General features: G+C 49.9%; 32 protein-coding genes and 1 riboswitch. Of the genes, 9 read left to right on the plus strand and 23 right to left on the minus strand.

What is annotated here, in order from left to right; genetic code table 11:
- Nucleotides 1-10: 10 nt before the first annotated feature.
- Nucleotides 11-1627, minus strand: a complete 1617-nt coding sequence (locus Q8O77_RS11840; RefSeq protein WP_305553134.1) for an MFS transporter — start codon at nt 1625-1627, stop codon at nt 11-13.
- Nucleotides 1628-1948: 321 nt separating this feature from the next.
- Between Q8O77_RS11840 and narL the strand changes: the two genes are divergently transcribed.
- From narL to Q8O77_RS11865, 5 genes are all read left to right on the plus strand, one after another.
- Entirely contained in the window at nt 1949-2602 is a 654-nt protein-coding gene (narL, locus tag Q8O77_RS11845) for a two-component system response regulator NarL (protein WP_305553137.1), read from the plus strand.
- Nucleotides 2602-3849, plus strand: coding sequence for a molybdopterin molybdotransferase MoeA (moeA, locus tag Q8O77_RS11850; protein ID WP_305553140.1), 1248 nt, complete (start codon nt 2602-2604; stop codon nt 3847-3849). The genes narL and moeA overlap by 1 nt, the downstream gene beginning before the upstream one ends.
- Before the next feature lie 124 nt (nt 3850-3973).
- A complete protein-coding gene (locus tag Q8O77_RS11855) occupies nt 3974-5599 on the plus strand; it encodes a thiamine pyrophosphate-binding protein (RefSeq protein WP_305553143.1) in 1626 nt (541 codons plus the stop codon).
- A 106-nt stretch (nt 5600-5705) separates the two neighbouring features.
- Nucleotides 5706-7016 carry a tRNA 5-hydroxyuridine modification protein YegQ gene (gene yegQ, locus Q8O77_RS11860; protein WP_305553146.1) on the plus strand — a complete coding sequence of 437 codons (1311 nt, stop codon included), beginning with the start codon at nt 5706-5708 and terminating at the stop codon, nt 7014-7016.
- A 2-nt stretch (nt 7017-7018) separates the two neighbouring features.
- A complete protein-coding gene (locus Q8O77_RS11865) occupies nt 7019-7210 on the plus strand; it encodes a YfhL family 4Fe-4S dicluster ferredoxin (protein WP_305553149.1) in 192 nt (63 codons plus the stop codon).
- 16 nt (nt 7211-7226) lie between these two features.
- Here the strand turns inward: Q8O77_RS11865 and modC are convergent, their stop codons facing one another.
- From modC to Q8O77_RS11960, 19 genes are all read right to left on the minus strand, one after another.
- Complete coding sequence (gene modC, locus Q8O77_RS11870) at nt 7227-8291, minus strand: molybdenum ABC transporter ATP-binding protein (RefSeq protein ID WP_305553152.1); 1065 nt, start codon at nt 8289-8291, stop codon at nt 7227-7229.
- Complete coding sequence (modB, locus tag Q8O77_RS11875; RefSeq protein WP_305553155.1) at nt 8288-8989, minus strand: molybdate ABC transporter permease subunit; 702 nt, start codon at nt 8987-8989, stop codon at nt 8288-8290. Before modB ends, modC begins: the two co-directional genes overlap by 4 nt.
- Nucleotides 8989-9765, minus strand: coding sequence for a molybdate ABC transporter substrate-binding protein (gene modA, locus Q8O77_RS11880; RefSeq protein WP_305553158.1), 777 nt, complete (start codon nt 9763-9765; stop codon nt 8989-8991). Before modA ends, modB begins: the two co-directional genes overlap by 1 nt.
- A 3-nt stretch (nt 9766-9768) precedes the next feature.
- Nucleotides 9769-10218 carry a molybdopterin synthase catalytic subunit MoaE gene (gene moaE, locus Q8O77_RS11885; protein WP_305553161.1) on the minus strand — a complete coding sequence of 150 codons (450 nt, stop codon included), beginning with the start codon at nt 10216-10218 and terminating at the stop codon, nt 9769-9771.
- A 15-nt stretch (nt 10219-10233) separates the two neighbouring features.
- Nucleotides 10234-10485 (minus strand): MoaD/ThiS family protein, encoded by a 252-nt coding sequence (locus Q8O77_RS11890; RefSeq protein ID WP_305553164.1) that lies wholly within the window; start codon nt 10483-10485, stop codon nt 10234-10236.
- The gene (gene moaC / locus Q8O77_RS11895) at nt 10482-10997 is read right to left on the minus strand and encodes a cyclic pyranopterin monophosphate synthase MoaC (protein WP_305553167.1); all 516 of its coding nucleotides are present in this window, start codon (nt 10995-10997) and stop codon (nt 10482-10484) included. The genes Q8O77_RS11890 and moaC overlap by 4 nt, the downstream gene beginning before the upstream one ends.
- Before the next feature lies 1 nt (nt 10998).
- Entirely contained in the window at nt 10999-11538 is a 540-nt protein-coding gene (locus Q8O77_RS11900; protein ID WP_305553170.1) for a molybdenum cofactor synthesis domain-containing protein, read from the minus strand.
- Nucleotides 11525-12091, minus strand: a complete 567-nt coding sequence (locus tag Q8O77_RS11905; RefSeq protein ID WP_305553173.1) for a molybdenum cofactor guanylyltransferase — start codon at nt 12089-12091, stop codon at nt 11525-11527. The genes Q8O77_RS11900 and Q8O77_RS11905 overlap by 14 nt, the downstream gene beginning before the upstream one ends.
- 1 nt (nt 12092) lies before the next feature.
- Entirely contained in the window at nt 12093-13067 is a 975-nt protein-coding gene (gene moaA / locus Q8O77_RS11910) for a GTP 3',8-cyclase MoaA (protein WP_371133480.1), read from the minus strand.
- Nucleotides 13053-13202: riboswitch (molybdenum cofactor riboswitch) on the minus strand. Its footprint overlaps the gene before it by 15 nt.
- Nucleotides 13203-13340: 138 nt before the next feature.
- Nucleotides 13341-14582 (minus strand): integrase domain-containing protein, encoded by a 1242-nt coding sequence (locus tag Q8O77_RS11915; RefSeq protein ID WP_305553176.1) that lies wholly within the window; start codon nt 14580-14582, stop codon nt 13341-13343.
- Between the two features lie 299 nt (nt 14583-14881).
- A complete protein-coding gene (locus Q8O77_RS11920; RefSeq protein ID WP_305553179.1) occupies nt 14882-15082 on the minus strand; it encodes an AlpA family transcriptional regulator in 201 nt (66 codons plus the stop codon).
- 3 nt (nt 15083-15085) lie between these two features.
- Nucleotides 15086-15544 carry a hypothetical protein gene (locus Q8O77_RS11925; RefSeq protein WP_305553182.1) on the minus strand — a complete coding sequence of 153 codons (459 nt, stop codon included), beginning with the start codon at nt 15542-15544 and terminating at the stop codon, nt 15086-15088.
- On the minus strand, nt 15544-16089 hold the full coding sequence (locus Q8O77_RS11930; protein ID WP_305553185.1) for a hypothetical protein: 546 nt from the start codon (nt 16087-16089) through the stop codon (nt 15544-15546). The genes Q8O77_RS11925 and Q8O77_RS11930 overlap by 1 nt, the downstream gene beginning before the upstream one ends.
- Nucleotides 16089-16955: a hypothetical protein gene (locus Q8O77_RS11935; protein WP_305553188.1), complete on the minus strand. Its 867-nt coding sequence runs from the start codon at nt 16953-16955 to the stop codon at nt 16089-16091. Before Q8O77_RS11935 ends, Q8O77_RS11930 begins: the two co-directional genes overlap by 1 nt.
- Before the next feature lie 140 nt (nt 16956-17095).
- The gene (locus tag Q8O77_RS11940) at nt 17096-17947 is read right to left on the minus strand and encodes a hypothetical protein (RefSeq protein ID WP_305553191.1); all 852 of its coding nucleotides are present in this window, start codon (nt 17945-17947) and stop codon (nt 17096-17098) included.
- Nucleotides 17944-18846: a recombination-associated protein RdgC gene (locus Q8O77_RS11945; protein WP_305553194.1), complete on the minus strand. Its 903-nt coding sequence runs from the start codon at nt 18844-18846 to the stop codon at nt 17944-17946. The genes Q8O77_RS11940 and Q8O77_RS11945 overlap by 4 nt, the downstream gene beginning before the upstream one ends.
- Nucleotides 18843-19208 carry a hypothetical protein gene (locus Q8O77_RS11950; protein ID WP_305553197.1) on the minus strand — a complete coding sequence of 122 codons (366 nt, stop codon included), beginning with the start codon at nt 19206-19208 and terminating at the stop codon, nt 18843-18845. Before Q8O77_RS11950 ends, Q8O77_RS11945 begins: the two co-directional genes overlap by 4 nt.
- Before the next feature lie 14 nt (nt 19209-19222).
- Entirely contained in the window at nt 19223-19546 is a 324-nt protein-coding gene (locus tag Q8O77_RS11955) for a hypothetical protein (RefSeq protein WP_305553200.1), read from the minus strand.
- On the minus strand, nt 19543-19905 hold the full coding sequence (locus tag Q8O77_RS11960) for a hypothetical protein (protein ID WP_305553203.1): 363 nt from the start codon (nt 19903-19905) through the stop codon (nt 19543-19545). The genes Q8O77_RS11955 and Q8O77_RS11960 overlap by 4 nt, the downstream gene beginning before the upstream one ends.
- A 397-nt stretch (nt 19906-20302) precedes the next feature.
- Between Q8O77_RS11960 and Q8O77_RS11965 the strand changes: the two genes are divergently transcribed.
- Complete coding sequence (locus tag Q8O77_RS11965) at nt 20303-20911, plus strand: hypothetical protein (RefSeq protein WP_305553206.1); 609 nt, start codon at nt 20303-20305, stop codon at nt 20909-20911.
- A 9-nt stretch (nt 20912-20920) separates the two neighbouring features.
- Nucleotides 20921-21325, plus strand: a complete 405-nt coding sequence (locus Q8O77_RS11970) for a type II toxin-antitoxin system YafO family toxin (RefSeq protein WP_305553209.1) — start codon at nt 20921-20923, stop codon at nt 21323-21325.
- A 1-nt stretch (nt 21326) separates the two neighbouring features.
- On the opposite strand, the gene Q8O77_RS11975 is transcribed toward Q8O77_RS11970, so the two are convergent.
- From Q8O77_RS11975 to Q8O77_RS11985, 3 genes are read right to left on the minus strand one after another with little or no spacing between them, the layout of a single operon-like run.
- Complete coding sequence (locus Q8O77_RS11975) at nt 21327-22208, minus strand: hypothetical protein (protein WP_305553212.1); 882 nt, start codon at nt 22206-22208, stop codon at nt 21327-21329.
- Complete coding sequence (locus tag Q8O77_RS11980) at nt 22208-22966, minus strand: HipA family kinase (protein ID WP_305553215.1); 759 nt, start codon at nt 22964-22966, stop codon at nt 22208-22210. The genes Q8O77_RS11975 and Q8O77_RS11980 overlap by 1 nt, the downstream gene beginning before the upstream one ends.
- A gap of 3 nt (nt 22967-22969) precedes the next feature.
- A complete protein-coding gene (locus tag Q8O77_RS11985) occupies nt 22970-23383 on the minus strand; it encodes a hypothetical protein (RefSeq protein ID WP_305553218.1) in 414 nt (137 codons plus the stop codon).
- Nucleotides 23384-23490: 107 nt separating this feature from the next.
- Here Q8O77_RS11985 and Q8O77_RS11990 point away from each other — a divergent pair, with 107 nt between their 5' ends.
- Both Q8O77_RS11990 and Q8O77_RS11995 read left to right on the plus strand, forming a co-directional pair.
- The gene (locus tag Q8O77_RS11990) at nt 23491-23766 is read left to right on the plus strand and encodes a hypothetical protein (RefSeq protein WP_305553221.1); all 276 of its coding nucleotides are present in this window, start codon (nt 23491-23493) and stop codon (nt 23764-23766) included.
- On the plus strand, nt 23759-24262 hold the full coding sequence (locus Q8O77_RS11995) for a phage regulatory CII family protein (protein ID WP_305553224.1): 504 nt from the start codon (nt 23759-23761) through the stop codon (nt 24260-24262). Before Q8O77_RS11990 ends, Q8O77_RS11995 begins: the two co-directional genes overlap by 8 nt.
- Nucleotides 24263-24298: the final 36 nt, after the last annotated feature.

Raw genomic sequence — 24298 nt, forward strand, 5'->3', positions numbered from 1 at the left:
TGGTCAGGGGTTAAGGATTATAAAACTCGCCGTTTTTTCTCAGGTAAAAGAACCAGTTAATCAGCAGGCATAAGCCATAGAAAATGGCAAAACCGACCATGGCGTACTCCGGTGTGGCGGCTTTAATTTGCTCGCCCAGTACCTGCGGTATGTAAAAGGCACCGTAGGCTGCTACCGCTGAGGTCCAACCCAGTACCGGGCCGGCTTGTTCTTTAGGAAATACCACCGCGATGGTGCGGAAGGTAGAACCATTACCAATACCACTGGCAGCAAATAAGCCCAGAAATATCAGGAAAAAAGGTACGAAGTACTGCTCCGGTGTCGCGCTTTGATAAGCCAGTTGCATATAGTAAGCGGCTCCCAGTGCACAGAGGATCATCACCACAGAGCAAAGCTGAGTAACAAAGGCACCGCCGAGTTTATCGGCTATCCAGCCACCCACCGGACGAATCAAAGCGCCAACAAAAGGCGCTATCCAGGCATAGGTTAATGCACTTGGGCCATTCGGGTTGGGTGTGCTATGCGTCATAACGCCATCCACCATGATATGGCTGTAGCCAAAAATTACCTGAATGGACAAAGGAAAGGCTGCGGAGAAGCCGATAAAAGAGCCAAAGGTCATTACGTACAACACACTCATTACCCAGGTGTGCTTGTTATTAAAAATCTTATACTGCCGCTCCAGGCTGGTACGGATTGCCCCGGGTAAGAGTTTCAATAAGAAAACGGTGGCGAACAATACTGCTATAAGTACAATTTCTTTCGGGATGCCAAAGCCGGAACCATTAGCCGATGCCGGTAAAATCAGCCATAAACCGGCAACAGAAGTGACAAAACCTATGCCGAGCATGGCCAGAATAATACTGAAAGATTTCACTGCTGATGGCAGCTTGGGGGTGACTTCTTCAGTGTGGATATTGTTGGTGCCAAACCAGAGTAAAAACGCCAGCGGCACTAAGGTAATTAGCCAGGCAAAACCAGCGTTTTGGATCCAGGTTGCCGTGCCGGCAGGAATAACACCGGTTACCGTGCCACTGGCCTTAGCCAGTACCATAGGATCACCGCCACCCAGCAGAGTAAATACACCATATGACATAAAAATGGGCACCAGAATTTGCACTGTGGTGACACCAAAATTACCCAGGCCAGCATTTAAACCCAGCGCTAAGCCCTGCTGTTTTTTCGGGAAGAAGAAACTGATGTTGGACATCGACGAGGCAAAATTGCCGCCACCAATACCAGATAGCAATGCCATCAGCTGAAACATCCACAGTGGGGTGTCGATACTTTGCAGCGCTAACCCGGTGCCCACTGCCGGTATCATCAGTAGGCTGGTGGTGAGGAACAGCGTATAGCGCCCACCGCATAAACGCACAAAGAAGCTGGACGGAATACGCAAAGTCGCACCGGTTAAGCCGGCTATAGCGGTAAGGGTAAACAGCTCGGCGGTGCTGAACGGATAACCAACGTTCAGCATTTGCACCGTAACAATACTCCACAGCATCCAAACACCGAAGCCACACAACAAGCTGGGAATCGAGATCCACAGATTGCGGTTGGCAACGCGTTGGCCTGTGGTTTGCCAGAAGTGTTCATCTTCCGGCTGCCACTTTTTCAGGTCTGACATAATAAACTCCTGTGAGGAACAGCAAACTAGACTGCGGAAACTATGCAGGCCTGGGCTTATTGTCACAATGTATCTTCGGAGTTAGCTGTCAGCGGTGGGGGGATAGTTAGAGGTACCTATTAAGTGGTAAGTTTTTGGTGTTGAGTTTTTAATATTAAATTGAATCAATTGATTAGCATGTTGTTTCGGGCTTAGGTAGGCAATCATTGACCGCAGGGCAAAATATACTGATCTGCTATTTACCTGATTTATATCAAAGTTAGCGGCACCTTGTTATAAGCTAATAGTAACTGTCAGCCAAGTTAACTTCCGGAGTAAAAAATGTCAGAGCAAAAATCCAGCATTATGCTGGTAGATGATCACCCCTTGCTGCGCAAAGGGCTAACCCAATTGTTGGCGTTGGAGGATGAACTGGAAGTTATTGCTGAAGCCAGTAATGGTGCTGACGCAGTTAAGTTGGCAGTAGAACTGGATCCGGATTTAATTATTCTCGATTTAAATATGCAAGGTATGGATGGCATTGCCACGTTGAAGAAGATGCGTGACGAGGGCGTAACTTCGCGCATAGTGATGCTGACAGTATCTGATGCCGACGAAGATGTGGTTAATGCGATCAGCAGTGGCGCCGATGGTTACCTGCTTAAAGATGCTGATCCGGAAGTATTGCTGGAGCAGATAAAGCGCGCGCTGAGCGGAAAAATGGTACTCAGTGAAGCTATTACTCAGGTACTGGCCACGGCGTTACGGCGCCCGGCGGTAAAAACATCGGCTGAGCTTAACAGCTTGACTAACCGCGAACACGAAATTTTAAGTTTTATCGCCAAAGGCCTGAGCAATAAGCTGATCGCCCGCGAGCTGAATATCTCAGACGGTACGGTAAAGGTGCATGTAAAACACTTATTGAAAAAGCTTGGTCTGCGCTCGCGGGTAGAAGCCGCGGTGTGGATGGTAAACCAACAGGGAGCCAAAAGCTGATGCAAGACGCCCGCGTCCCGAAACCAATGCTAAGCGCAGAGCAGGCGATACTGCAGATGCTCAGCGAGGTGCAATCATTGCAGCAGACCATAACAGTGCCGTTAACTGAAGCACTGGACCGGGTGTTGGCGCAGCCGCTGTTATCAAACATTAACGTACCCGGCTACGACAATGCTGCTATGGACGGTTATGCACTGCGTGCGGCAGAGGTAACTCCCGGTCAGCCACTAGATGTCGCGGGTGTAGCGCTGGCTGGTCATGCCTTTACCGATACTGTGCCGTCCGGCAGCTGTGTGCGTATTACCACCGGTGCGGTTATGCCACAGGGGCTGGATACTGTGGTAATGCAGGAGCAGGTGCAACTTACACAAAGCGATTTGCAGCAACAGATTTTGTGTCAGCTGGTACCAACCGCTGGCGAGCATGTACGCCGTGCCGGCGAAGATATTGCCAAAGGGGCGCAGGTGTTTGCCGCAGGCCATAAGTTACGCCCGGCAGATCTTGGTTTGCTGGCGTCGTTGGGTTTTGCCAACATAACAGTAATGCGCCAGCTAAAAGTAGCTATTTTTTCCAGCGGAGATGAGTTAGTGCCACCGGGCCAAAGCCTGCCGGATGGCCATATTTATGACAGCAATCGCTATGTTATCGCCGCTATGCTACAGCGTCTCGGCGTTCAGGTGATTGACCTGGGTTTATTGCCGGATGATCCGGCGGCGATAGAGCAGGCGTTTAAACAGGCAATGGCCCAGGCTGATGTGCTGCTCACCAGCGCTGGTGTCTCGGTGGGCGATGCCGACTACACGCGGCAGACTCTGCATAAGCTGGGGCAGATTAACTTCTGGCAGGTAGCGATAAAACCGGGTAAACCCTTTGCTTTTGGCAAGCTGGATAACTGCTGGTTTTTTGGTTTGCCGGGTAACCCGGTGGCTGCCGTGGTAACGCTGGAGCAATTAGTGCAGCCGGTGCTGCGCAAACTTAGCGGTGAAACTGCAGCTCAGCCAGCAAAATTGCTCAGCGCCGAGTGCGAAGTGCCATTGAAAAAACAACCCGGCCGGATGGATTACCAGCGCGGCTGGTACTGGCAGGGTGAGGGCGGTTTAAAAGTAAAAACCTTAGGTGCGCAAAGCTCAGGTATGCTTAGCTCCATTGCCAACGCCAATTGTTATATCGTACTGGCACGTGACAGTAGCAGTTTACCTGCGGGTGAAACGGTAAACATACTGCCGTTTTCTGAGCTGTTACGTTAATCTCCCTGCAAACGATCTACCTCCTTTGTGCTGGCGTAAGCCGGCACATGCTTGATCTGTATCAAAGCTGACAATAGCAATTATCACCAGACTGCCAGACATAAAAAACAAACTGGAGTGGGTTATGTTATTGGTTGATGCACTGCTGCAAGAGCTGGAGTTGTTTGGTGTTAAACAGCTATTTGGTATTCCCGGTGATTTTGTTTTGCCGCTGTTTGAACAATTACAACAGCGCAGCAGTTTGCCGTTGTATTATTTAAGCCATGAACCCTCTGCTGTGTTTGCCGCTGATGCCGCCGCACGCATCAGCAATAAACCAGCTGCAGTGATACTAACGTACGGTGCCGGTGCGTTAAATGCTGTCAACGCTGTGGCACAGGCCTATGTTGAACATGTGCCGCTGCTGATTATTGCCGGTTTCCCCAGCCAAAGCGAGCTTGAGCGCGGCTTGCTTATTCACCATCAGGCCAAAAGCGTTGACTCCCAGCGCGATATTTATAAAGAAATTACCGCCGCACAGTTTCGTTTAGATAATCCGGCGCGCGCCGGCGAAGATATCCGCATGGCGCTTAAAACAGTGCAAGAACAAAGCCGGCCGGTGCTGCTGGAAATACCGCGCGATGCCGTGCAATTTAACACCACACCGGCAGGAGACTACCAGCCACCGGCCGTGCCGGAAGATGAGCTGATGCTGGCAACCGCGCATTTGGCCGAGCGCTTAGCTTACGCCCAGCGCCCGGTTATTCTGGCTGGGGTGGATGTACGCCGCTTTGATGCAGTAGCAGAGCTTGAAGCGTTGGCCACAAAGTTGAATATCCCCTTTGTCAGCACTCTTATGGGCCGTGCCAGCTTTAACCAACAGCACCCGCTGTATGGCGGTATCTTTCTTGATAAAACCGATATCCGGCCGACGCAGCTGCTGCGTGATGCTGATTTGATTTTGCAAATTGGCGTAATTAAAACCGACAGCAACTTTGCTGCTCATAGCGAGCTGTTTCCCGCCAATAAAGTGGTTTGCCTTGATCAAAACCAGCTGACGCTTGGCGTTGCTACCTACCATCAGTTGACAATAAAACCTTTGCTGGCGGCGTTATTACAACAGCCTATAGCGCCGTTTAATGACACAAAACTGCCGGAACCTGCAGTATTTACGATGGCGCCGCAGCACCTGACAGCCAGCACTCTGGTACAGCAGTTGGATAAGTTTCTAACTCAGCGGCAAGACATAGTGCCGCTGATTTCCGATATAGGCGATTGTCTGTTTGCGTCCTTGCATGCCAAACCCAGTTTAATGTTGGCGCCGGCGTTTTATGCATCAATGGGCTATGCGGTGCCGGCGGCTTTTGGTGTGCAGGCCGTTACCGGCTTACGCCCGGTAGTGTTGGTGGGGGATGGCGCCTTTTTAATGACCGGGCTCGAGCTTGGCCATTGCGCCCGTTACGGCTTTGCGCCGGTAATTATTGTGTTTAATAACCAGCGCTGGGACATGATAGACGCCTTTGCTCCCGGGCTTGCTTGCACCAACTTAAGCAACTGGCATTATGCCGAACTGGCCCGCAGCATGGGTGGTGACGGTGTGCAGGTGTGCAGTCTGGATGATTTTACTCAAGCATTGCGGCTGGCATTTGATAACAAGCAGCATTTTAGTTTGATTGAAGTCATGTTACCAAAGGGTAGCCGTACGGAGCGTTTAACTAACTTTGCCGCTGGTTTTAAAGCCTGCGGCCAGAGTGAGCCGTGTCAGTGCTAACGGCCCGGCTTTTGCGGCAGATCAAAGCCAGCGCTCACCACGGCGTTAGAATAGCCGCCTTTTTCGCTCCTTTTGGCAGCGTTTTATAACGGCAGAGGCAATTGCTATGTTAATACCTGAACTACTCTCTCCGGCAGGCAGTTTAAAAGCCATGCGCCTGGCCTTTGCTTATGGCGCCGATGCCGTTTATGCCGGCCAGCCACGTTACAGCCTGCGGGTGCGTAATAACGAGTTTGATTTAGCTGGGCTTGCAACAGGTATCACCGAGGCGCACGCTCTGGGTAAAAAGTTTTATGTGGTGGTGAATATTGCGCCGCATAACAGCAAACTCGTCAGCTTTATTGCCGATATGGCACCGGTGGTGGCGTTGAAGCCCGACGCATTAATAGTGTCAGACCCTGGCGTGGTGTTTTTACTACGACAGCATTTTCCACAGCTAGCGCTGCACTTGTCGGTACAGGCCAATACGGTGAACTGGGCCGCGGTAAAGTTCTGGCAAACACAGGGGGTGGAACGGGTCATTTTATCGCGCGAGCTGGCGGTGGAGGAAATAGCCGAAATTCGTCGCCAGGTGCCGGATATGCAACTGGAAGTATTTGTGCACGGTGCGCTGTGTATGGCGTACTCCGGCCGTTGTTTGTTATCCGGCTACATTAATAAACGCGACCCGAACCAGGGCGCCTGTACCAACAGCTGTCGCTGGCCTTATCAGGTGCATGCGGCAGCAGAGGATGAGGTTGGCCAGTTTAACCCCATTAACACACCGGCATTGCTGGAAGAGCAGGGCCGGCCGGGCGAGCTGATGGCGATAGATGAAGATATACACGGCAGCTATATTCTTAACTCAAAAGACTTACGCGCCATTGAGCATGTGCCGGCATTAACGGCTATGGGCGTACATTCGCTGAAAATTGAAGGCCGTACTAAATCGCCGTACTATGTGGCGCGCACTGCCCAGGTATACCGCCAGGCAATAGATGATGCTGTTGCCGGTAAAGCCTTTAACCCTGACTTACTGGGTGAGCTAAACGGCATGGCCAACCGCGGCTTTACCGAAGGCTTTTTACGCCGGCATAAACCGCAGGATACACAAAACTATGACACCAGCCATAGCGTAGGGCAGCAGCTGTTAGTCGGTGAGTTTATTGCTGAGCAGGATAGCGAAGGCTTTGCCTTGCTGGAGGTAAAAAACCAGTTCGCTGTTGGTGACCGGCTGATGCTGATGACGCCACAAGGCAACCACGCTTTTACGCTGGCAGCACTGCGCGATAAACAGAATAACGCCATAGTACTGGCGCCGGGCGCCTGTTATCAGTTAAAGGTAAAGCTGCCGGCGCAGCACGACTTGCGCTTTGCCATGCTGCTAAAACAACTGGCGCCGGAAGACAACAATTTAGCTATTAGCGCGGTGGGCTGATAATGCCTGCCGTCATTGACGTTAGCTGTATAAATTGTGATATGTGCGTACCGGAGTGCCCGAACGAAGCTATCAGCATGGGCGCAAAACATTATGAGGTTGACCCAACGCTGTGTACCGAGTGCATTGGCTACTACGATAAACCCACCTGTATTGCCGTCTGTCCGATAGATTGTATCGGGCTAACTACATAAGCACTGCTGAATCTTTTTAGTCCAACGCTACTGCTTTTATCTGTGCATATACCGGCTGACCAATTTGCAGGCCCAACCGCTCTAGCGATTGTTTGGTTAGCAGTGCCTGCAGTGGCTGGCCCTCAAGTGTTAGCTGCACCAAGGTTTCTGCCGGGTGGGGGGCGCTGTTAAAGCCGCTAATACTTACCTGTAACTGATTACTGACCGAGCTTTCGCTAAGCGGCTTTAAGCTTAGCGCCACATCGCGGGCCAGAATGCGTAGGCGATAAGCAGTTTGCTCTACGCTGGCAGCATGCAGCGGTGCCGGTAGTTGTAATTGCTGTTTGCCAATGCTGAGTTTCAGCAGGTGCTGTTTGCTGCCGTGGCTTTTGGCGTGCAGTAGTGACATAGCACCGATAGCAGCCAGTTCGGGTTGCAGTAATTGCTGTTGCAGCGGGCCCTGGCTAACCACGCGGCCCTCATGCATCAGCACCAGATGATCGGCCAGTTTAACCACGTCATCCAGCTGATGGCTAACCAGCAGCATCGGAATACCGGTCTGGCTGGCGATACGTTGTAAAAACGGCAAGATCTCGCTGCGGCTTTGTTGATCCAAGGATGCTAAAGGTTCATCCAGCAGCAGCAACTGTGGCTGACTTAGTAAAGCCCGGCCCAAAGCTACGCGCTGGCGCTGGCCACCGGATAATTGCTCTGGCGCTTGTTGCAGCAACGGTGCAAGCTCCAGTAACTGGATAATCTGCTCTGGTTTGAGCTGTATGTCAGTTTGTTTTGCCAGCCGTTTAAAGCCATATAACAGGTTTTGCTCTACCGATAAATGCGGCAATAAGCTGCTTTCCTGAAATGCCATACCAATGCGGCGCTGATGCACCGGCATAAAGAGGCTGCCTTGCTGCCATACTATGGCGCCACATTGCACTTCAGCACCGGCATGGCGATCAAGGCCAGCGATAGCCCGCAGCATGGTGGTTTTACCACAGCCGGAGCGGCCAAACAGTGCGGTAATGCCTTGTAGTGGCAGGGTATTATTTAGCTCTAGCGTAAAAGCACCGCGCTTTACCGTTAGCCCCACGGCTAACATCATATCGGTACCTCGCGTTCAAAGCGCCTGTTCAGGCCATAAACAATAAATAGTACCATAAAGGCGGTGATTAATAGCCCGAGTGATAGCTGATGTGCTTGAGCGTAATTCATCGCCTCGGTGTGATCGTAAATCAGCACGGAAAGCACCTGGGTTTCACCGGGAATACTGCCGCCGAGCATTAATATCACGCCAAATTCGCCCAGTGTATGGGCAAAGGTTAGCGTGGCGGCAACGATAAAGCCGCCGCGACATAACGGCAGTATCACGCTAAACAGCTGGTCCAGCTTGCCGGCACCTAAGGTCGCGGCTACCTCTAATGGCCTTGGTCCCATACGGCGAAAGCTTTCCAGCAGCGGCTGTACGGTAAAGGGCAGCGAATAAATGACTGAGCCGATTAAAATGCCGCTAAAGCTAAATGCCAGGTGCGTCAGGCCCAGTTGCTCTAAAGAGCTGCCGACAGCGCCATGCGGCCCCAGTAGAAGTAATAAATAAAACCCCAGCACCGTTGGCGGTAATACTAATGGTAGCGCCACTATCGCTTGAATAGCGGTGCGCAATTTGCTGTGGCTAAGCGACAGCCACCACGCCAGCGGCGTACCCAGCAGCAGCAAAATAACTGTTGTGTATAAACACAGCTTTAACGTTAGCCGGATGGCTTGCCAGTCTTGCGGGCTAAGTGTGGCGAAAAGCTCCGGCATTATGGTAACTCCAGCCCGTTTGGCTTTTCAAAACCATAGCGCTGCATAATGGCGAGCACCTCAGTACGCGCCATAAAGGACGCTAATTGGTGGGCCGTGGTTTTATCGGCGCCATGGCGGGTGATGACATAAGCCTGAGTGAGTGGCTGGTGCAGCTCTGCGGGAATAAGGTGATAGCCGCGGCTGGACAGTTCCGGAAACCTGGCTAGTGACAGCGCAATAATAGCAATATCGGCACCACCACTTTGTGCCATTTGGGCGGTTTGGGCGATATTTTCGCCATACACTAATTTGTGCTCTACTGTTTGCCACAGGCCAGCAGCCTGCAACGCTTCTTTGGCGCGCAGGCCATAAGGGGCATGAGCGGGCTGGGCAATGGCGAGGCGACGAAACTGCAGTTGTGGCAGTTGTGAAAGTGTAATATCTGACATATTTTGCTGCGGGCTCCACAGCACAATACGGCCAAGCGCATACAGCTCAGGTTTAGTTACGGCATGGCCTTCGCTATACAATTGTTCAGGGAATTTAATATCGGCCGAGAAAAACACGTCATAAGGCGCGCCATGGCGGATTTGCGTGCTGATTTTGCCGCTGGAACCATACACTACATTAATATCAGTGTTAGGTTGCTGTTGGCGGAACAGAGAAATAACTTCATCTAATGCATAGCGCAGGTCTGACGCTGCAGCGATGGTGAGCTTGTCGCTGGCACTCTTTTCGGTAGCATAGGCCGGGTGCATGCTAATCAGGCAAAGCAGTAATAAGATGCGGATCATCGGCTACTCCCAGCGCGTCAGCGCTTGCTTGTCGCTTGCTTTGGCCTCTACCCAGTAATCACCTTGCGCGGTGTGCTCTTTTTTCCAAAATGGTGCGCGGTTTTTCAGGTAATCCATAATAAATTCGCAGGCGGCAAAGGCGACAGCGCGATGCGCGCTGGCAATACCAACAAATACAATCTGCTGATGCGGTTTAAGTGTGCCAACCCGGTGAATAATATGCACCGCGCCAAGCTGCCAGCGCTGCTGTGCTTGTTCAGCAATAGCGATAAGGGCCTGCTCTGTCATGCCGGGGTAGTGCTCCAGCGTCATGCTGTGCAGGGTGTTGTCGCTAAGCTCGCGTACCAGGCCGCTAAAGGTGACGACAGCGCCGCAGCTGGCATGCTGGCGTAGTTCGTTATATTCACTGGCGACACAGAAATCATCGCTTTGTACTGCAACAAAGATGCTCATATTAACCGCCGCTTCTTAACCACCCGTTACAGGGGGAAAAAATGCCAGCTCGTCGCCGTCCTGCACGCTGGCCGTTAGCGGTACCAGCTGCTGATTTACGGCGCAAAGCAAATCGGTGCGGCTAAGTTCCTGCTGCCAGTTATTGCAACGGTTTCTAAGCTGTTCCAGTACGGTGGCAACATTCAATATTTTACCATCGCAACTTAACAGATATTGCTCGCACTCAAGACGCTCACGCAGGGCGGCGAAAAACAGGATTTTAATCATAACTTAATCTCCGCAAGATAATGCCCCGATTTACCGCCGGTTTTTTCCAGCAGACGGATATTGCTGATAGTCATCGCTTTATCTACCGCCTTACACATATCGTAAATGGTTAAGGCTGCAACGGAGGCGGCCGTTAATGCCTCCATCTCCACGCCGGTGCAGCCGCTAAGCAAACAGCTGGTTTCGATCTGAATTTGGCCTTGCTCGGGCAGCAACTGAAAATCGACCGATACCTTGCTTAGCAGCAGGGGGTGGCACAGCGGAATAAGTTCGCTGGTTTTTTTCGCTGCCATAATGCCGGCAATGCGCGCTGTGGCCAGTACATCGCCTTTTTTCAGCAGGGCCTGTTCAATTAACCGGATCACTTCCGGCGTGGTTTGCACCAGGGCTCCCGCACGGGCCAGCCGGGTAGTTGCTGGTTTGCTGCTGACATCGACCATTGCAGCAGCTCCGTTTTTATCTATATGAGTCAAATTCATAGGGCTAAGTTGATCCGGTGCTATTGCTGTCATATCAAACTCCGCAGCTTTTCGTTGGGCTGTTTTTAACGTGTGCCAAAAAATTACAGGGGCCGGTTTGGCCATTTAGCTGTGGTAATATCAGTTGCTGCATTGCCAGCGTACAAGCGCCACCTGAACCAGGCATAGCAAATAGCAGGGTGCCATTGGCCAGGCCCGCCACCGCACCGGATTGCAGCGCGGCCGAGCCAAGTTCAGCAAAAGACAACTGGCGAAATAGCTCACCAAAACCTGGTACCGGCGTATCCAACAGCGGAGCCAAGGCTTCAATCGTACAGTTGCCTGCGGCGTAGCCGGTACCACCATTTATCAAGATCACCTGAATATTGCTGCTTGCGATCCAATGGCTTAACAATGCGCGCAACGCGTATTTATTGTTAACCAGCAAAGCACGGGCGAAGAATTGATGGCCGGCTTCACGCACCAGATCACATAGCAGATCGCCGCTGCTGTCATTCGCGCTGGTGCGGGTGTCTGATACCGTTAAAACAGCGATATTGAGCGGATAAAACCGGCTTAAATCAGGCTTTGGCATAAAGTTTCCCGTTGCTAAATATATCCAAACAACGCTGCCAGTCTTGCGGTGTATTAGCATTTAGCAGCTCACTGGGGGATATCGGCACAGCGATGGCGTTAAGCTGCGCTAACAGGCTTTTTACCGAGCGCAGGCCTTGATGCAGTTGCGTGGCAATTAGTGTGCTGAGCGCGGCAGTTACCGGTAACAAACAGGGCAAGGGGCTGTTAGCGAAGTAGCTTGCTGTGCCATCTGCTTTTTGCAGCAAAAGCTTAAGGCTGATAACGTCTAGCCGTGGCGTATCTATTGGCAGCACCAGCAAATGCGAACTGGTGCAGTGCTTAAGTGCAGCTAAAATGCCAGCCAGCGGACCAAATTGACCCGAAGCATCTTGGATAAAGCCCGGCTTATTGCGGCTAATTAACACTTCGCTGGCACCAGCGGCTAACGCGAGTTGCTGCATATGCACCAGTAAGCTCTGGCCATTAAGTTGCAGTAGTGCTTTATCCTGGCCCATGCGGCTGGATTGTCCACCGGCTAAAATCAATGCGCTAAATGGCTTACCAGTGCTCATCTTAGCCACCAATCTGGGCTAAATGCCGGGTGCTGCCGCTGTAATCCTGCTGTAACTGGTGGCTGGCGGCTTTGCCTTGTACGGCCTGTTGTAAAAAGCGCATTACCGGCGCGCTGTCATCGTTTTGCAGCAGGACACGCAGGTCCTGATAGCTGTCGGTAAACAGGCATAAATACAGCTGACCGGTACTGGATACCCTAAGCCGGTTACAGTCAGCACAAAAGTCTTTGCTGTAGGGCATAATCAGGCCAATGCGGCCCTGATAATCGTTGTGCGAATACTCCAACGCCGGGCCATCGGTTTTTGCTTTGGCGTTCAACTGCCAGCCCCGGGCCAGTAACTGCTGCTGAATACCGGCGCCGCTTAAATGCTGACGCTGATAAAAGCCGGCATTGTCACCGGTGCGCATCAGTTCAATAAAGCGCAGCGCAATATCTTGCTGTTTAATAAACTGCAGAAAATCCGGCAAGGCCAATGCATTATGCTGCTTTAGCAGTACAGTGTTAATTTTTACCTGTTTAATGCCGATGGCCTTGGCGTGGGCAATGCCGTCGAGAATATCGGCAAGCTTGTCCTGGCCGGTGACCAGATGAAAGGTGTCGGCATCTAAGCTATCGACACTGACATTTACCGCATCCAACCCCGCTTCCTGCCAGGCCAGCGCATCGCGTTTTAAGCGATAGCCGTTGGTAGTGAGCGCGACTTTTTCAATACCTGGCACGGCTTTGCAGGTGGCGATAATGTCGGTTAAGTCTTTACGCAGCGATGGCTCGCCGCCGGTAATACGTACCTTACGGGTGCCGAGTTTGGCAAAGGCGGTGACTAAGCGGCGAATTTCAGTCAGGTTAAGCTCGCCGCTACGGGAGTCGCAGTCATTACCGTCAGGCAGGCAGTAGCTGCAGCGAAAATTGCAGCTTTCAGTGACAGACAACCGCAAATAACTAAAGCGGCGCGAATAGGCGTCAGTTAACATCATTCACCTTTCCAAATAGGGAGGTATGGCCGTTTCCCGCCACACCCGGTGGCGTTATTGCCACGGCATAGCGTTCATCCCTGACCCCCTTGGGTATTCTTCAGGTTTAGAGCCGGCAGCTCGGTGTTATGGTTAAAGCTTAAAAGGTTTAGGCTGGTATTGTTATTGCCATTAAGGGGGGAGTGACTACTTATTTGGGGGTAATAGATTGAGATTTGAGTCACACAACCGCCAGATACCCCTGTAATTTGCATGATAGACTCCTATAATTTCAGTTCATTTGGCGTCAATGACTGGCCGACGTGCAGCTAAACTCAGACTACCCCGAGCGGATGATTCAATATGATCACTCCACCACTGCATCATATCTCTACGGCCTTTTAAGTAGCCTGCTTTGTTATATGCCCGGCGCACCTGGTTTTTGTCTTCGTGGGCGAGGGCACTCTCTACCAGGTCGCCATAAAAACCTTCTTCGTTCAATGTAGTACTGGCTAAGGAACGCATGCCGTGTGCAACCAACCGGTTGGCAAAACCCATTCGCTTTAATGCCATATTGGCTGTTTCTTTGTTGATATGGCTATCCTTGTGCCGCACCGAGGGGAAGACATAAAGCTGTTCGCCACTAATAGGCCGCATAAGCTGGAGTAAGGCGATTGCCTGGGACGACAGCGGTACCTGATGCGCTCGCCGTTTTTTCATAAATTCTGCCGGTATAGTCCAAAGTGCTTGCTCAAAGTCGACATCTTGCCAACGAACTTTAACAGCTTCGCCAGGCCGAACCATGGTATGCAGTTGCCATTCAATCAGGCAGCGGGTAGAAAGTTGAATACTGGCTGTGCTTAATCGCTGCATTAGCTCCGGCAACTCCTCAGGCTTCAGGGTTTTCATGTTCTCGTTTTTAGGAGTACTGAAAGCGGCTTTAATCCCGCTTAGCCGGTTAAACTCAAGTAAGCCGGTATTGACGCACCAGGTCATCAATTCGTTGATGCGCTGGCACAGCCGTGACAGTGTTTCCAGCTTATGTAACTTTTCAAGCGGGCGCAGTATTTCAATAATTTGCTGCGCGCTCAGTTCCTTTAGCGGCAAATAGCCGGCTTTAGGGAAGACATGTTGCTCGAATGAGCGCTGGATATTAAAAGCATGCCGTGCGCTGATGGCGGAAAACTTTACCTTAAACCATTTTTCACAGGCATTCTGAAAAGTGTTTAGCGCATCTGCGGATGCCTGGCTATTTTGCTGTTCCAGCCAACGTTGTGGGTCAACACCTTCCGCTAAAAATTGCCGGTATTTGGCTACGGTTTTCCTTGCAGCGGAGAGGCCGATAGCAGGGTAGTTGCCCAGCTTCAGATTGTTACGGTTTTCCAGTAAAGGTCTGAAATAATTGAAATACCATGACTTGTTTCCTGCTGCACTAATTCTTAGTAGCAAACCGTCGCCATCGTATAAAGTGTAAGGCTTGCCGGATGGTTTGCTACTACGAATAACTGTGTCGCTTAAGGGTATGATTTTCTTTGGCATTTTCGCTCCTAAGCACCCCTTTTAGAACCACAGCGTTTTCAGTTTTTGCTCTGTGGTTCTATCTGTGGTGCTAAAAAGCGTAATTCTCTTTAGACCGGATAAGACCAGCTAAGACCGAAAATCAGTGCTAAGGCTTGATATTAAAAGGTTTTTTCAGGAGAGTCAGACCAAATAAGACGGGGTTGTACTGTCTTTTGGCTGCCCCAGCAGGAATCGACGAGCCACTAATTTAGCGGCCTGTGGCAGTTAATCATTAAAGTGTAGTATTAACTGTAGTATTAAAACTCTGTGCTGCAGCATTATGACTGCAGCACTGTCAGATTATTGGCAGCGCGCTGGCGCTGCTGGATCCATTCGTCTATTTCTTCCTCTGACCAGGCCACAGAGCGGGGCCCTATCTGAAAGGCTGCCGGCGCGTCACCTTTTGTAACCATGGCGTACCAGGTGGTTTTGCTAACAGGCACCTTCTTTAAAACGTCGCGTAATCTTATTAACTGCATTTCTCACCCCACATGCGGCAGCAACGGCGGCAGTTTGCCGGTGCGCTGCGCTTCGTTAATTTCCGGTAACAGGCGCTGGCCAACGGTTTCTCCATCGGGCAATACCAGGTGCGCCATAAACTCTTCGTCGAATGTTGTAATGCCGGCTTCCACAGCTTCCAGTTTGGCTTTAACCACCAGAGCAAGTGCACGGTACCGTTGCCGGCAAGCTTGGTCCCACTCTTTAAGTGCTGCTGTTTCGCTGCGGTCGCGGCCGGTGTCAGTAGTCCAGAACTGCTTATCCGTTTTCGCCGGCAGCGGAACGACAATACGAACCTGCCGGCCGCCCATAACGAAACCGACAGCAACGCTGCCAGGCTTTGTGCCATACATAAACTGGTCGGCGCCGTATTTGGTTAGCGTACGCTCAATTTCCATAACGCTGGCACTGGTGCCTACTGATGTTTTTTCTGCGTAGGCCATTAGTTGCCTGCCTTAGCATTGGCTTCGGCCTTTGCAATTAATTGCGCTAGTCTTGGCGTAGTTTCTGGCAGTGGCATCCACAACAGCGGCTTTGCCGCATGGTCAAAGCTGCAGCCATTCCAGAAATACCAGCCTGCACTAATCGGCGGGTGATCATCGATACAATGGCCACCTGGCATGTAATGGCCAACTAAGCATCGGTGTGAAATTCCAGCGCGCTGCTGAACAAGTAGAATAACTTCCCGACCATCCTTAGGTGCTGTGTCCATAAATTCCCACGCATCATCAGGTAAGGGTTTACGCGCCTTGTCGCCTACAACTGCCGAAGCAGCTGGAAATACAACCATTTCCTGAAATAGGCTTGGCCGGCACTTATCTTTGCCGCTTATTCGGTTGAATAATTTCTCTGTGTTTTCAGCATCGCTGCATGCGATAAAAACATCACCGTAGTTTCTGTGCCTCATAATGGTGCCGATAACTTCGGCGCAGCGTTGCTTTTTTGGTACCTTGCCATAGTTCATGGGGAAGTCTGCTTGCTTAGCCATCACGCACCACCCTTAGCCTGCTGGCGTATTTGTTTAGCATCTTCATCATCCCAAGCTGGTACAATAACGCCGTAGTTATCTTTAACGTGGTTACGTGCGGTTTGATAAACGTCGTATACATTCAAATCGGCAGGAACAAATCCGCTTAGATGCGCACCTCTTATTACATCCGCGAAATTCATCACAGCTTTAGCCGAAACCTCAGCATCACGGGCGGCGAGGCATTGGGCGGGATTTTTAAACTCGGCCAATTGCATTAATCTTGCAAAGTTACGGTCCATTGCCGAAAGATGGCAAGCTTTAACTGCCTCCTGCAACTGCTCAACCTGCGCAGCCAGTTCCGTTACTTTCTTCTGCGCCGCATAATGGTCCTGATATGCCTGTATTTTCTTATTCTCAGATGCGATAAATTCGCTCGTTAAAACCAAAGGGCTTTCACCGCGCTGGTGCAGCATCATGGCGAAGTTGGCTATATCTTCGAATGTTCCAAAATTGGCTTTGTTCAAATGAGCAACTAGCTGGCTGGCTAAAAACTCACCGCTGCAGTTTTCTTTATCATCCCAGCCGCTACGGCCTTTTGCTCTGGCTATCGCAAGTTTAAATTTCATAGCAGCGGCAAAGTTGTCAGCAGCAACATCGTCAGGGTGTATTTCTCTGTCGGCATCCGTCAGCCTGTAGTGGCTTAGGCGCAACTGGATATTTTCGACCAGATCATCAGCGCTTTGGTTTGCCATCAGCGCGCCGTCTAAGCTGGCGCAGAAGTCGCTGATTTCATCCAGCACACCGGCCAGTTTGTATTTTGCCGTGTCTCGCTCGGCTGTCAGGTCAGCAATGCGCTGGGCCAGTAAATCATTACCGGCCGGCACCAAATCCGCCCGCACATACCGCGTGGCATCTACTTCTTTCATGCCTTCGCCTGGTGCTGGGTCTTCGCACCAGATATGGTCGTGGTCGTCACCAAGCATCGGCACCAGGTATATTTCAGCTGGGTTTTGTTTTTTGTCGATCATGCTGCCGCTCCTTCTTTGGCTGCGCATAGCTCTGGCCCCGCTGGCAGTTGTAAACCATCAGTTGACAACTCAGCCACTGGCAACTCGTAAGCATTATTTACAGGTTCGCCGGGCTCAGCATCATCTGGCCGCTGCTCTAAAGTTGCGCTTGCGTATTGCTGAGCTAGTTCGGTGGCGCGTTGCTCGACCATGATCGCCAGGCTATGGCTTATTTCTGCTAGCTGGTCGCTGTGTTGATAGTTAACCCGTATTTCACCCAGCTTTCCGAACACCTCAGCGAACCACGCTAAGTTCGGGCCGAAGTAAGTGATAACGCTGCCCTTGGTGCAACCTCCGACTTTTTTACCATCTGCGCCTACATAGTGGATCCGACCAAATGGGAAGCATTGCGGCTGTTTGAGTAGTGGCATAAACCATGTTTCCGACGAGCTGCAATAAGTGACAATTACCGCCTCTTTAACACGGCCAGACTGATACTCTGTCAGCAGCTTGTTTATCCATTCTGTGTTACCTGGTATATCCTCGGTAATGCAGTGGCCGCGCTGTTTGTCACTTGCCTTGGTGCGTGGTTTGCAGTTTTTCTTTTTGCAATTCGGCTTACATGCCATCTCGCCGCGGTGAAACGGGTGATTCATCCATACACGGCCGTGCCATTCTTGCTGCAGGCCGTCAGTTTCTTTGGTGTAAATCTGGCTGGCGCCAATCCACTGGTTGGCAAAGTCGCAGCTGGCCGGATCTAAGTCGATGCCGCCCATGACTTCACGCGCTGCGTTCGTCCACTCCGGCGGCGTGTAATATTCGAAGCCATCCTCTGCGCTGGTTTGGTTTACTAAGCTGGCGTTGTTCATGCCGCCACCCCAACCACTCCATGAATAGAGGCCATCACCCGGCGCAGTTCTGTGGTTAGCAGATACAAGTCGGCGGTTAGGCGGCCGTATAAATCCTCGTGGCCCATTTCATCGTTCTGGCAGGTAAGTAGCTCATGCCACTTAATGCCGGTAATGGCGCCATCGTCGGTAATGGTGAAGTCGCACACTTCAGCCTTGCTCAGCTGTAGCTTGGTTACCAGCTTATCCTGCAGGTGGCTTTGCACTTCGCTGGCGCTTAACAGGTGGTTGGCGAACTGGGCTTTGGCGCCTTCTTCGTCTGGCGCTTTAAGCAGGGCGTTGTGGCCCAGCGCTAATTCAGCCGGCAGGCTTTGGTTTTGCAGCCACAGCTGCAGCTGGCTATTCAGCTTGTGGTTATCCAGCCAGGGCAGCGCGGGCAGGGTGCCGATAGCTTTACGCAGCAGGGCTAAAACATCCTCTGCTTTGCTGGCGCTTGCGGTATCAACAATAATTTGGTTACCGGCCATATCAATGTAAGCGTGGGTAACGCTGCTGCGGCTGAAAGCGCGGGGCAGCAGACTTAACTGCAGTTCTTCTTTTAGCTGCTGCTTTTCTTTACGGCTTAATGGGCGGCCTTTTTCTTGTTCGGCAGCTTCAATTTTCGGCAGCAGTTCTTCGTTAATTACAGCAGCCGGCAGCAGCTTTTCAGTGCGCTTAATAGCCACAACCAGTACACCATTTAGCAGCTGCACTACCAGCGGTTTAATGCTGCTATGCAGTGGCTGGCAAAAGCCGGTGCAAACAGATTCCTGCGCGCTAAGCGGGCGGGCTTTAAATTCTGCCAGTGCGTGCTCCAGCGTTTCGGCGTTAACCTGCAGCGGAGCAGACAGGCGGTATATACGGGCGTTTTTTATGTTCATAATGTGATACCTGCTGTGTAATCTTTGCTGCTGTCATATGGCATCCAGCGCTTGGTTATTTTCTTGCGGCCTTTTTTGTCTTTGGTTTCGACAGGGGCCTTGATCATCACCGTTAAACGGCTGGCGCCGCCTTTACTGGCCAAATATATAAACTCGCCGCAGGTGCTGGGCGTGCTGAACTCACCGCTTAGAATTACCGGCTTCATTTGCTGCATATACTTTTCAGTGGCCGCGTTTAACGCTTCCTGATACTCAGCAGGTGTAAGCTGGCGCAGACTGTCGCCTTTGCCGGTAGTTTTCGGGGTTTTCTTGATGGCCATTGCCCGGGCCTTGGCCTGGTTAATGCCGAATACTGCAAACATGGTTATGCCTCCGGTTAGTGAAATTTGCCGTTAGTGCAGTGGTAAACCTCGTGGCCCAGCGTTGCCATTTCATAGGCTCTGTTTGGTCGTGGCCGTATAACGAACACTTCGCAAATGTTGTCGTTTGGCGACCAGAACGCCGCCCCGGATTGGGCCTCGTCCATTTGGAACTTTTTAACGTCCATCACTATGCGATCAAGTTGGTGCTTGTCTTTGGCGTAGTGGATCGTGATCAGTAGCTGTTGTCCGGAGCGGTCAAATTCAGACGCCGCCAGCCCGCCAACGCAAAACGTGATGCAGGCGCAGATAAATACGATTAATGCAGTTTTTGCTTTCATGGGTTTACCTCACTGTTAACGGCAGACTGGACCAGCTTTAGCCCTGCGGGGCTTAACCAGTAACGGCCTTCATGGCATTGCAGCAGGCCCATTTGGCGAAGCTCTTCTGCCAGTGCCGCGCCGCGGCCTTTTGGTTTAATGTCGTAAATTTCAAACTGAACAGGGTGAAACGCCATATCGGCAGAATTAAAGCGAAAAGCGCGGTGCCATTCCCACGCTACATACAGGCCGGCACGCTGTGCGTATGTCATAGTTTCCAGCTTGCTTACCACTTCAAACTCTCCACCAACCAGGCGGATAGAAGCCGGTACCGGCGCTGCAGCTTTATGCTGCAATGCAAGGCTTAACGATGTGGTCATGGTTTGGCTCCTACTGTGATGGCAGCCACAAACAAAACCAGAAAAACAACGCATAGAGCGGCGGTTAACCAGTCAAATGGCCAGCGCTTGGTGATGTTTACGTAGTCTGTTAGTGGTTTCATTAATTGATGCTCAAAGTTCACATATGAACTAATATGTACCAATGGTTCATAAATGTAAAGTACCAAAAGTACATATTTATTTCTTGAGTGTGTTTTTTAGTAGATTTCATGGTCAAAGGGGGTTACAACAGGAGGGTGGGGAGTTCCGGATATTTCCGCTTTTTGCCGAAGTTTTCCGGCTGTTTCCTATGCAAGCATTGCTTACCACGACTATGCTGGTATAATTCTGGCCCGCCGCCGGAATGCTTTCTGATTGGTTGAGTTGAGGAATTGAAATGATAGTTGCTTTAAAAGATTTTGACGTAAGCTTTCCTGGTGAAAATGCTCATCAAAGCTTGCTGTTGAATAAAATCATGAAAAAAGTTGCTGATTTCGCAAAATCATCCGTTAAAGTTGATCAGAACCAACAGGCTTTAGTCAGGCAGGCGGAAGCCATTTGTGAGCTTCATGAACATACCAAGTTAGCTTATAATCAACTTAATAATTATTTTGTTGAAACTATAAGTCGATATAACGCTGATCCTGATGATTTTGCAGATCAGATGGAACGCTACAGCAATGATAAAATTGTTGAAACCATTGAGTTCTTTAGAGCTAAGTTAATTCAAATGGAACTTGCGAATACTCCTGTTTTCGAATCATTAGAAAAATTCGAAAAGAAAGCAAAGTTAGTAAGAAATGCCAAAATAAGTAACGCTTTAATAGTTATTAGAAGGCATAAGGAATTATGGTTTGATCACAACGTAAAAGTTGGTGAAATAATTTCTATTTTGAATCAATTTGTTGAATGTCCTTCGTTCCCTGCAGGGCAGTCTGTCTTTAGCCGTGATTACATTTCTGCGTTATCCTCATCAGGCGCAAAATTTTTAGAATCTCTGCACTAAGGTAGTAGTATGACATGGAAGGTTGAGGTTCTGCAGGAATCTTTTTCTGCAGTTAACGTAAAATCTGCAGGGTATTTGGTTCAGGCTTTTCGACAGTGGTTGAATAACAATAAACTACACAAAGGTTTTGGGCGATATGGTCGACTGACAATACCTAAGAGTACAGATGATGTGAACCTATCTAGGGTGCATATTTTTGATGATGAAAAGACAGCTGAATTCGATCAAAAAAGAACTCCGACATTCCACAGAAAATCTGACGCCTATTTAGTCTATGCAATAAACCCAAATAATCCTGAGCACTACCTTTTATTAGTAGTTATTGACCCAAAAGCTCATGATAAAGTAAATCAAATTAACTTTGTTATAACCTTGATAGAGTTAGCAAAAAAGAAATTTGGTATTACCTGGTAAATCATGCCGCCTCAGCTGAAACTATACGCTGGGCTGCTCCCTCTGCTGTGTAGGCGGCCATTACCCTTAGCTGTTGTTTATCGCCAGTTTCTTCCAGTTCAACAAAAGCCTCGTTTAACCTGCCTATTTCCCGCTCTGAATAAGCCGGGTCGTTATCTTTTGGCCGGTACAGTATTAATTCATAGCTTTGGCTGCTTTTAAATAACTGCTGTTCGTTGTATTCGCGCAGGGTTTCTAAGTCCCACAGCTTTGCTTTGGCAGTTTTTACCAAACCGGATATACCATGCCCGGGTATTATGCGGCCAAGCTGCGCAGCTAAATTGCGACCTACATAGTCGAACCTTGTAACGCCTTTGCTGGTTAGCTTTAACTGGCGGTTAAATGCTACGGCAAGGTTAGGACGCAGCAATGTAGTTGCTTCGCGTACCATTGTGGCCCAGCGGTCTGTTGCGGGTGAGTCGTCGGCAATGCTGTCGTCTGCTGCGGTAAAATCACTCATAGCTGATAAAAACGCATGGTTGCGTGCAACTGTTCTTACCATCATGGTTAGATCGGTTACATGGCCGGTGATAATGCTGCCAAGAATTACACCAGGCACTGGTGATTGCCAATCGGTTAAGTTTTTGTGTTGCGCGGTGAAATTTTTCAAGCTGGATAATGCTACTTCAACCAGATTGAGTAATTTATGTGAGGCTGCACCCAACATACAGGCCGCAGTTTCGTCTTTAATGGTACGTACAATAACGCTTTGGCCATCTTGGCCTAAAGCTGCAACGCCAACACAAATACGCTCGCCGGAACCAACAATAGGCTCAATATAAACAGGGCAAGCTTTGGCGCTGTATTCTGGTAGTGTCGGAAAGTGTTGTTCGCTAATTTGCATTAGAATAGCTCTTGTTGCTCACTGTGCCTGGCAATTAGCCCGGGCAAGGCATTTATTCTTGCTACTAACGATATTAGCTTATTTTGCGCTTCTGCAACACAACCTATTTCGGAACACCTTGCCGCTTGCAACACCTTGGCTGTATCAATTTCTTGATACTTAGGCATTTCTGTCGTCAGTTTCTTTTTTAGCTGAGCTATGCCGAATTCGTTCTGAATACCTTTAACCAGGTTTGCTAAGATGTTTTCAAATGCAGCTGTAGCGTCTTCCGTTGGTGTTGTTGTCCATAATGCTCTGGCGTGGTCGATAAGATGCCAGTTGTCTCCACCGTCCCATAAAAAGTTGCCGGTGTTTCTGTCGGGGTTGGCTATCCATTCATCAAACAGAGCGGCATCGTGCAGCTGGCGCCAATTCGCTAAAGCAGCAATTATTGCATGTTGCTGAACTTGATCAGCTAATGACCAGTGCCGTTTAAACGATGGCATATCCGCATCTTCGCTGCCGATAATGTAAGTTGCGTTTAGTAAATTATTTGGGTCGCGGACAACATAGGTTTGCGTTATCGGCAAGCCTACTGCAGAACCAATAGTAGTGCACAGGCATTCTGCAATTAACTCTTGGTAGCTTACTTCTTTTATGTACAGCCGCGTGTCACCCGTGTGAGTTAATGCATCACCTAACCAAAGCGGTGAAATATTGCCAAGATCCGATATTTTGCGGGGTGCTGTATAGAGTGTGGCAAATCCAATTTGTTGCAAGGCTTAGTCCTTTTTAGCCAGTCTATCTGCTATGGCCTTTAGCAGCTTAATGTCGTCTTCAGTCAGCCTGCCATCTGCAGCCGCCTCGGCAATTTTTTCTAATTCAATCTGAGTGCGCGGGGTGGCTTTGGTGATCAATTTTTCTAGAGCTAGCGGTGAAGCTTCCGACACCGAAGATGCAGAATTATAAGTATTAGTCATCTGGCCATTACCGAACAAAAGCCATTCAGCTCTTACTCCAGTGTGAGAAGCAATACTTTCAACCTTTTCTCTGCGTGGGACTGACTCTCCATTCAGCCACTTGTTGGCTGCCTTCACAGTTACATGGGTAAATGAGGCCAACCACATTCCTGCGCCATGTCTTTTAACCCCTGCCTTTTCAACGGCTACTAAGAGTCGATCACTGAAGTCTTTCATCTAGTAATTCACTATGAACTGATAATTCATTGTGCAATTCACTTGCGGAAAAGTCAGTTCATACTTAATATGTACCAAAAGTACATTTAAGGTTTTAGATATTACCAATGCAAGAACATGAACATGTGGCATCTGAAATAGCTCTTTCTGTATTGCTTGATAACGTGCCAGGCAAAGTTGCTGGTGCAGCAAGAATTTGCAATGTAAGCGTGAGAGCGGTTTACAAGTGGATTTCTCATGGACGCTTGCCAAGAACTGATTACACCGGTGAAACCAATTACGCCACAAAGCTTGCTGACGCGACTGGTGGTAAACACTCTGCATCTGAATTCCTTTCATGTAACAAAATTAACTTAAGCAAAGGATATCCAATTCATGGCTAAGCACACATTAAAAACCGGGGCTTATTCATGCCCGCTTATCGCTGCCCATCAGGTTGGCCATAGCTACGGTGTAGAAAAGTTTGCCGACGACACTTACCAAAGCCGTGGCGCGATGTACAACAAGTTGAACCCTGATAACGACAGCAACCATTTGTACCTGCGCGATGCCATTTTATTAACTGAGAAAGCTAATAACGATGCCATTTTAGAAGCTTGGTGTCACCAACGTGGTGGTGTATTTGTGCGTCTGCCTGATGCTGTTGCATGCGATGAAGAGCTAAGCGATCAGCTGATGCGGGTTAGTGAGGAACTTGGCGCCGCACTGGGTGAAGTGCGTGCGGCCCGTTCTGATGGCGTTATTGACCCTTCAGAGTTTGAAACAATTAAAACACGGCTGATGAACACCATTACCGAAGCGCTGGCGCTTAAAACGGTAATTAAAGGTCAGGTAAGAGATTTGCCACGCCACCCTTCGGTGGTTATTGGTAAATCGTAGGGCCCGTGGCGGGGTTAACCGCCAAATTAGCAACAT

The organism is Rheinheimera sp., from assembly GCF_030690345.1.
Taxonomy (GTDB): domain Bacteria; phylum Pseudomonadota; class Gammaproteobacteria; order Enterobacterales; family Alteromonadaceae; genus Alishewanella.